The 593-nt window shown below is 66.9% G+C and carries 1 protein-coding gene; it reads left to right on the forward strand.

The window, feature by feature from the left end:
- Positions 1 to 104: 104 nt before the first annotated feature.
- The coding region (locus tag NKI08_RS34615; protein WP_352776018.1) for a helix-turn-helix domain-containing protein at positions 105 to 593 on the forward strand (489 nt) is incomplete at its 3' end.

The following is a 593-nucleotide window of genomic DNA, read 5'->3' on the forward strand; positions in this document are numbered from 1 at the left end:
TGTTTGGACCGGAGACATCGCGAACAGGTGTGCGAGGACATCGCGAACAGTTTGGCGCGCTTTGCGCCGGGAGGTTCGGGATGCCATTCGAGGACACGAGCGCGATGAAACAGAAGCTGGAATTTGTCAGGTTGGCGAGCGCGCCGGGAGCGAATGTGAGCGCGTTGTGCCGGCGCTTTGGGATCGGTCGGACCGTGGCTCACAAGTTGATCGCGCGCTATCGGACGGAGGGCGAGGCCGGGCTTTTGGAGCGTTCGCGCCAACCGCTCTCGAGTCCCAGGCGCAGCGCCTGGGAGGTCGAAGCAGCGGCGCTTTCGGTGCGGGCGGCACATCCGGCCTGGGGCGGGCGCAAGATCGCCCGGGTCCTGGCGCGCCAGGGGATTGGCTGTCCGTCGCCCTCGACGGTGACCGGCATCTTGCGTCGCAACGGCGTCGAGCTCGGGGCGCTGGGCGGCGGGGCAAAGCCCTTCATCCGCTTCGAGCACGAAGCGCCCAACGATCTGTGGCAGATGGACTTCAAGGGTCATGTGCCGTTGCGCGCCGGGCGCCTGCATCCGCTGACCGTGCTCGACGACCATTCGCGGTTCTCGATC

Source organism: Mesorhizobium sp. M0768 (assembly GCF_040320195.1).
GTDB lineage: Bacteria > Pseudomonadota > Alphaproteobacteria > Rhizobiales > Rhizobiaceae > Mesorhizobium.